Annotated in this window: 1 protein-coding gene; it reads left to right on the plus strand. The window is 76.6% G+C overall.

Features of this window, described 5'->3' with window-relative positions; translation table 11 throughout:
* Positions 1-172 precede the first annotated feature (172 nt).
* The coding region (locus tag E1289_RS37860) for an ATP-binding cassette domain-containing protein (protein ID WP_207929430.1) at positions 173-555 on the plus strand (383 nt) is incomplete at its 3' end.

Genomic DNA, 555 nt, shown 5'->3' on the forward strand with positions numbered 1-555 from the left:
CCCGGCCCCCTCACCGCTCCGCCCCACGCGGGCCATTGTGGCGTGAACGGCACCGCGGCGGCGTCCCTCCACAGGGGGACGCCGCCTCCCCCGCTGCCGGGCCCGGAAGACGGCTCCCCGGCGTGACGACGGCCGGCCGCCGCGATCCGTAGCCTCCCGGGTCATGGAGGCAATCATCGAAGTGCGGGGCCTGCGCAAGCGGTACGGGCCGACCCTCGCCGTGGACGGCCTGTCGTTCACCGCCGGCCCGGGGCAGGTCACCGGATTCGTCGGCCCGAACGGCGCCGGCAAGTCCAGCACGCTGCGGATGATCATGGGGCTGGACCGGCCCGACGCCGGATCGGCGCTGGTCGGCGGGCAGCCGTACCGGTCGCTGCGCACGCCGCTGTGCCGGCTCGGGGCGATGCTGGACGCCTCGGCGGTGCATCCGGCGCGGCGCGCCCGCGACCATCTGCGGTGGCTGGCCGACGCCGGCGGCCTGCCGCGCCGCCGCGTCGAGGAGGTCATCGAACTGGCCGGGCTGGCGAGCGCGGCCAGTTCGATGACCTCCTCGAC

Origin of the sequence: Actinomadura sp. 6K520, from assembly GCF_004349245.1 — a bacterium.
GTDB lineage: Bacteria > Actinomycetota > Actinomycetes > Streptosporangiales > Streptosporangiaceae > Spirillospora.